The sequence below is a fragment of the Synechococcus sp. R3-13 genome (assembly GCF_047462195.1).
GTDB lineage: Bacteria > Cyanobacteriota > Cyanobacteriia > Thermostichales > Thermostichaceae > Thermostichus.
Map to the genome: position 1 here is coordinate 1 of NZ_JANSIO010000333.1, position 6735 is coordinate 6735.

Consider the following 6735-nt stretch of genomic DNA (forward strand, 5'->3'; position numbering starts at 1 on the left):
CAGTTGTTTTCTTTCTGGGCAATCTCCTCGCAAAGGTAACGGCGCAGGTAACTCGTCGGATCCGGGTTATCGTTGCCAGTGGTGTACATCTGTAGGTCAGCGTAGAAGTGGCCCAGGTTGTCGGGGTTGTTGGGTTCGCTGTCGAAGAAGATGCTGGCATCGATGCTCTTCAGCTCCAGGTCGATGCCGATCTTGCTGAAGTCTTGCTTGATGATCTCCTGAGTTTTCTGGCGCACCGGGTTAACAGAGGTTTGGAAAACCATGCGCATCTCTACACCACCTTTGTCCCGAATGCCGTTGTTGTTGCTATCTACCCAACCGGCTTCATCCAGCAGCGCTGCAGCTTTCTCCAGGTTGAATTCCCAGGGAGCGTTGGCCCGCAGGTTTTCGGGAGATAACACGTAGTCATTGGTGGGGGTACCGGCCACGCCGTAGATCTGATCGGCGATGGTTTGCCGATCCACAGCCAGGCTCAGGGCTTTGCGCACGTTCAAGTCCGTCAGGAACGGATGGGGCACATCCTTGTGGGAGCGTTGCCCGTCTTTCTCTACGTTGGGGTCGGAGAAATTGATAACGATCCGCTCCATGCTCGGGCCAGGCTTGGGAATGACCCGACCAATGCCTGTAGCCTCTAGCTGAGCGAGCACTGCAGCTTCTACCTGGGTGTTCCAGGCATAGTCGGCATCGCCGGTTTGCAGCACCGCCCGTGCCGCAGAGGTGGCATCTCCACCTCCCTTCAATTCCACGCGCTTGAAGAAGGGCTTGCCCTCTTCCCGAAAGTTCTTGTTGGCCACATAGACGATCACATCCCCTGGCCTCACCTCTTCGGTAATGTAGGGGCCAGTGCCAATGGGGGCCAGGTTGGCAGGGGCCTCGCGGGAGTTAGGGCCGTTGTAGTCTTTGAAGATATGTTTGGGAATGATCATGCCGTTGCTGCCGACAAAGGGCACAAACCAAGCCACCGTCGGCTTTTTGAAGGTGATTTTCACCGTGGTCGGATCCACAGCTTCCACCGAGGCAACATCGGCATAGTATTCGGAGGTAATCGCCCCCACTTCTGGGTTGGAAACGTACTCGTAGGTGAAGACCACATCTTCAGCGGTGAAGGGTTCTCCATCCGCCCAAGTGACCCCGCTCTTCAACTTCCAGGTGACAGAGGTCAGATCTTTGGCAACGCCGCCGTTTTCAATGCTGGGGATTTCTGCTGCCAAAAAAGGCACCATTTCACCACGGGCATCAAAGCTGGCCAGAGGCTCATAGACCAAGCGGCTGGCTTCAAAGTCTTTGGTTCCTGTGGAGAGGTGAGGGTTAAGCAGAGTTGGCGCTTGCCAGTACAGCAACCGCAGGGTGTCGTCGGCTTGGGCCTGGACGGGTATCCAATGCTGGTGAACCAGCAACCCTCCCACCACAAACAGGGGAATCAACCACAGCCGCAGCTTGACCAACCGCAGTCTCAGACGTTGGAAAGGATGAAAAGACATTTACACTTACCTCTTGTAAACAGACTCAGCTAGGGGACTGGCGCTATGGCCTCCAAGTCATCCCAGAGATTTTCAGCCTTTGACTGGCAAGAACCGGGTAAGGTTCCCCCCCGGCGGTCCGATTGAGGTCAACTTTGTTGGATGAGGGTTTGCCTCAATCAAGACCTCTTTTAGGTTTAGGTTTCAGCAAGGTAGCAGATGGACGGGATTTTTCTGTAATTCGTTACACAGTATTGCCAGATCCCGCTTGCAGAGCCCTAGAGGGTTGGATTGCTGGGAATGGGGTTCCCCCGTTTGGTGCAAATGGATACGCAAATGTCTGTAGAGATGAGCAAGAATGGTGGCAGGGTTTCGTCAACCCTTAGGTGCTGCTCCTCTTTAGGGTTGGACTTGAACTCGGTCGGGATTGAGCTTGAATTGGTTTGTGTCTAAATGGTTCTAAGGGATGCTGGATTTTTCTGGAAAAATTCGCCATATAAGGGGAAATCCTTTTCCTTTGCTGTAGCGGTGACAAGGATCCCAGGAGCATGGCGCGATTGTTAGAAGTATGGCGGCTGGAAACGCGGTTCTATACCCAGGATGGAGTGGTGAAGGCCGTCAACGGTTCCAGCTTTCACGTGGACGAGGGGGAAACTCTGGGCATTGTGGGGGAATCGGGATCCGGCAAAAGTGTCACCATGCTCTCGGTGATGCGGCTGATCCCAACACCGCCGGGCAAAATTGTGGGGGGCGAGGTGCTGTTTGCCGGCCAAGACCTGCTCAAGCTGAAAGAATCGGAAATGCGGCGCATCCGGGGCAACCAGATCGCCATGATCTTTCAAGACCCCATGACCTCCTTGAACCCTGTCTTGCCAGTGGGCCAACAAATTGCCGAGGCTCTGCAGTTGCACCTGGGCATGACTCCTGCCCAAGCACGGCAGCGGACTATTGAACTGTTACAAATGGTTGGGATCCCGGCAGCAGCCGAGCGGGTGGATCACTATCCCCACCAATTCTCCGGGGGGATGCGGCAGCGGGTGATGATTGCCATGGGCCTGTCCTGCCGCCCAAAGCTGTTGATTGCCGATGAGCCCACCACCGCCTTGGATGTGACGATCCAAGCCCAGATTGTGGAGTTGATCAAAGCCTTGCGCGAGGAGATCGGCATGGCGATTATCTGGATTACCCATGATTTGGCCTTTTTGGCGGGCCTGGCCGACCGGATCTTGGTTATGTACGCCGGCCAGATTGTGGAAGAAGCTCCGTTGCACCAGCTTTACAAAAATCCCCGTCATCCCTACACCATCGGCCTGCTGCAGAGCATCCCCCGCCTGGATGAGCGCCGCCGCGAAAAGCTGCAGCCCATTGAGGGCATGCCCCCGGATTTGGTCAACTATCCCAAGGGTTGTCCGTTTGCGGCCCGTTGTCGCTTCGTCATCGACCGCTGCTGGAGCGAAAATCCAGAGCTGGAGTCCGTTGGATCCCAGCATGCGGTGGCTTGCTGGGTAAAGCCGGAAGGAAAAGCCCATCTGCGGTCAGTGGCCGGTGTCGGCGGGGACGGTGAATCGCTGGAGAGGACGGCCCATGGTTGACCCCCCTTCTTTCCCGGCCAGCGCCTCTGTCGATGCTTGCCCACCTGAGACCGGCCAAGCCACCTTGGTGCGCGTCGAAAACCTAAAAGTGCATTTTCCCATTCGGCGGGGGCTAATCCTGCAACGACAGGTGGGATCCGTCAAGGCGGTGGATGGGGTGAGTTTTGCGGTGCGGCGGGGAGAAACCCTGGGGCTGGTGGGAGAATCGGGCTGTGGCAAGAGCACCCTTGGGCGAGCCATTTTGCAGTTATATCGGCCCACCGCCGGGAACGTGTATTTTGGGGGTGTCGATCTGACCCAGCTCAGCCCGGAAGAGCTGCGCCGCATGCGGCAACGCATGCAGATGGTGTTTCAGGATCCCTATGCCGCTCTGAATCCCCGCCAGACGGTGGGGGCAATTGTGGGGGAGCCCCTGACAGTCTTTAGGGTGGCCGGGGGCAAAGCGCAGCAGGAGCGGGTCAGGGAGCTGCTGGAGGTGGTCGGCCTCAATGCCAACTTTGTCAACCGCTATCCCCACGAGTTTTCGGGCGGGCAACGGCAGCGGATTGTCATTGCCCGTGCCTTGGCTTTGAAGCCGGATTTTATTGTCTGTGATGAGCCGATCTCGGCTTTGGACGTGTCGATTCAGGCCCAGGTGATTAACTTGCTGCAGTCTTTGCAAGAGCAGTTCGGCCTCACCTATCTGTTCATCGCCCATGACCTGAGCGTGGTGCGCCACATTTCCGACCGGGTGGCGGTGATGTACTTGGGCAAGGTGGTGGAGCTGGCGGATCGCGACGAGATTTACCAAAATCCTCTCCATCCCTATACCCAGGCACTGCTCTCGGCAGTTCCCATTCCCGACCCGGAAGTGGAAGCCAGGCGCAAGCGGATCATCCTCAAGGGCGATGTGCCTAGCCCGGTCAACCCGCCCAAAGGATGCAACTTCCACACCCGCTGCCCTTGGGTAACAGAGGCGTGCCGTCAAGATCCACCCCCGGCATTTCGCGAGGTGAGCGCGGGGCATTTTGTGGCTTGTCACCTGGTGCCCTAGGTAGCCCTCAAGGGATCCCGGCCACGCCGGTTTGGCGGGCAGCCTGGATTACCGCAGCGGCCACCTGAGGAACCACCCGCCCGTCGAAGACCGAGGGGATGATCCACTGGGGATCCAAATCCTCAGGTGGGATCAAGGCAGCAATGGCTTGAGCGGCAGCCAGGCACATCTCGGTGTTGATCTGCTTGGCGCGGCAGTCGAGGGCGCCGCGAAACACGCCCGGAAAGGCCAGCACGTTGTTGATTTGGTTGGGGTAGTCGCTGCGGCCCGTGGCCATCACTGCCACCCGATTGCCCACCAGCTCCGGCTGGATCTCGGGCACCGGGTTGGCCAGGGCAAAGACGATGGGATCCGGTGCCATTTTTTCTACCATCTCCACTGTCAGGGCATTGGCCACGCTCACCCCAATAAACACATCCGCTCCCACCAAGGCTTCCGCCAGGGATCCCTTCTCCTCGACGGCAATGGCCGCCTTCTCGGGGGTGAGATCGGAACGGGAGCGGCTGAGGATCCCTTGGCGGTCGCAGACCAGGATGTGGGCTGCCCCGGCCCGCCGCAGCAGTTGCGTCACGGCAATGCCGGCTGCCCCGGCCCCGTTGAGGACAATGCGCACCTCGTCTAGGCTCTTTTTCACCACTTTCAGGGCATTCAGCAGCGCCGCCAGCACCACAATGGCGGTGCCGTGCTGATCGTCGTGAAACACCGGCAGGTTGAGGCGGGCCTTGAGCTGAGACTCAATGGCAAAGCAGCGAGGGGCGCTGATGTCTTCCAGGTTAAAGCCGCCAAATCCCGGCGCCAGGCGCACCACCGTCTCTACAATTTCCCCCACCTCCTGAGTGGCCAGGCACAGAGGAAAGGCATCGATATCGGCAAAGCGCTTGAACAGCGCCGCCTTCCCCTCCATCACCGGCAAAGCTGCCTCCGGGCCGACATTCCCCAAGCCCAGCACCGCACTGCCATCGGTTACAATGCCTACACTGTTGCCCTTGATGGTGTACTCATAGACCGCGGCGGGGTTGGCAGCAATTTCTAGGGAAACCCGCCCCACCCCCGGCGTGTAGGCCATGGCCAGATCGGCGGCGCTCTCCAGGGGGCTTTTGGCCACCACCTGCAGCTTTCCCCCGCGGTGCAGCTCAAAGGTGCGATCTACCACCCGCTCCACTTTCACATTGGCCAAGGAGGCAACGGCGGCGTAAATTTGCTGAGCATGCTCGCTGCTGACGGCATCTACACAGATTTCTCGCACCGTTTCTGCTGCCGATTGGTGGATGAGATCGATCTGGCTGAGGCTGCCTCCCACTTCCGCAATGGCCTGGGTGACGCGGGCTAGGGCTCCCGGCTGGTTGAGCAGGCGAATGCGCAGGGCAATGCTATAGCTAGAGCTGGGGGTAAGTTTTGTCATAGCTCCCTATGGTAGACGAAAAATCCGCTTCCGACTTGCACACCCTGGCCAACTGGCTGGAGGGCTACTACAGCAACCGCACCCAGGCGATGGCAGAGCCGGTGTGGTTTGTGCCGGTCAGCCTTTGGTACGTGCGCCTTCCCCACCTGTTCTCGGAGGGGATCGGCTTTTTTACCGAGCAATTTAACCAGCACACGCCGGGCCAGTTTTATCGCAGCCGGGTGCTCCAGGTATTGGGGGATCCCTTGCGGATCGAGAACTACAAATTGCGGGATCAAGCAGCTTGGGCAGGTGCCTCTCAGGATCCGCAGCGCTTGGCGCAGCTCTCCTTGGCCGACCTGGAGCATTTGCCCGGTTGTCGCATTTTGGTGGAAAAGCGCCCAGACTGCTACCACGGCGAAATGCTGCCAGGTGGAGAATGTCGTCTGAACCCCGGGGATAGCACCTATATCCACATCGAGTTCGACCTCACCCCCAGCGAATTCATCACCTGGGATCGGGGCTTTGACGCCGCCACTGGCCAACAAACCTGGGGATCCCGCGCCGGACCCTACCGTTACCAAAAAGGGATCCCACCGGCCTCTTCCCCTCGCCCTTGGGGAGAGAGGGACAGGGGGTGAGGGCCAGAAAACAGTCAGGGGAACAAAAAAGGCAACAGATCTCGAAATCCTTTGCGCAGCCTGAGCAAAAAGATCAGCCGTTCCACCTCGGGGGAGACGGATCCGGTTTCGGGCCGAGCTGCCAAGGCTTCCTGGAGTTCCAGAGCCTCGGCGGCGGTGAGGGGCTGATTATCGACCGGAGAGCGAGCCCGCAAGTCGGGCTGGGCCCGCAACACCTCTTCCGGGATCTCATCGGCAGGGGGCAGTGCCCAAGCTTCCGGCCAAAGCAGCAGCAGACCCGCGCAGCAGCCCAGTCCTGCACTCCAGAGCCGTTGGCCCATCCGACCGGTTCTCCTAGCGTTGTCCACTGAACTCCACCCCTTGAAGGGATCCCTCCCAACCTTTCCCAACCCCTCGACCTGTTGCTGGGGGAAAGGGGGGGATCCCTTTAGCTGGCCATGGCTTCCGAGCGCTCTTGGATCACCCGATCCACGATGCCGTAAGCCTGAGCTTCTGTGGCCGAGAGGTAAAAGTCTCGCTCCACATCCCGCTCGATTTTCTCCAGCGGTTGGCCGGTGGTTTGCGCCAAGATCTCGTTCATGCGTCGTTTGACTCGCAGAGTTTCGCGGGCGCGAATTTCAATGTCGCT

7 protein-coding genes are annotated in these 6735 nt (G+C 58.9%); 3 read left to right on the forward strand and 4 right to left on the reverse strand.

Annotated elements, in window-relative coordinates; all coding sequences use genetic code 11:
* A partial coding sequence (locus NW856_RS10285; protein WP_414400139.1) for a peptide ABC transporter substrate-binding protein occupies positions 1-1481 on the reverse strand: 1481 nt, incomplete at its 3' end.
* Between the two features lie 527 nt (positions 1482-2008).
* On the opposite strand from NW856_RS10285, the gene NW856_RS10290 reads away from it, so the two are divergent.
* Together NW856_RS10290 and NW856_RS10295 are read left to right on the forward strand one after the other, a co-directional pair.
* Positions 2009-3052 (forward strand): ABC transporter ATP-binding protein, encoded by a 1044-nt coding sequence (locus NW856_RS10290; RefSeq protein ID WP_414400141.1) that lies wholly within the window; start codon positions 2009-2011, stop codon positions 3050-3052.
* The gene (locus tag NW856_RS10295; protein ID WP_414358327.1) at positions 3045-4085 is read left to right on the forward strand and encodes an ABC transporter ATP-binding protein; all 1041 of its coding nucleotides are present in this window, start codon (positions 3045-3047) and stop codon (positions 4083-4085) included. The genes NW856_RS10290 and NW856_RS10295 overlap by 8 nt, the downstream gene beginning before the upstream one ends.
* Before the next feature lie 7 nt (positions 4086-4092).
* On the opposite strand, the gene NW856_RS10300 is transcribed toward NW856_RS10295, so the two are convergent.
* On the reverse strand, positions 4093-5487 hold the full coding sequence (locus NW856_RS10300; RefSeq protein ID WP_414374233.1) for a malic enzyme-like NAD(P)-binding protein: 1395 nt from the start codon (positions 5485-5487) through the stop codon (positions 4093-4095).
* Between the two features lie 8 nt (positions 5488-5495).
* On the opposite strand from NW856_RS10300, the gene NW856_RS10305 reads away from it, so the two are divergent.
* Positions 5496-6107 (forward strand): chromophore lyase CpcT/CpeT, encoded by a 612-nt coding sequence (locus tag NW856_RS10305; RefSeq protein WP_414400142.1) that lies wholly within the window; start codon positions 5496-5498, stop codon positions 6105-6107.
* Between the two features lie 14 nt (positions 6108-6121).
* Here NW856_RS10305 and NW856_RS10310 read toward each other — a convergent pair whose 3' ends face one another.
* Together NW856_RS10310 and NW856_RS10315 are read right to left on the reverse strand one after the other, a co-directional pair.
* Entirely contained in the window at positions 6122-6427 is a 306-nt protein-coding gene (locus NW856_RS10310; RefSeq protein WP_414400144.1) for a hypothetical protein, read from the reverse strand.
* A gap of 107 nt (positions 6428-6534) precedes the next feature.
* Positions 6535-6735, reverse strand: a 201-nt coding sequence (locus tag NW856_RS10315) for an ATP-dependent Clp protease proteolytic subunit (protein WP_414400146.1), incomplete at its 5' end; no start/stop codon positions are given.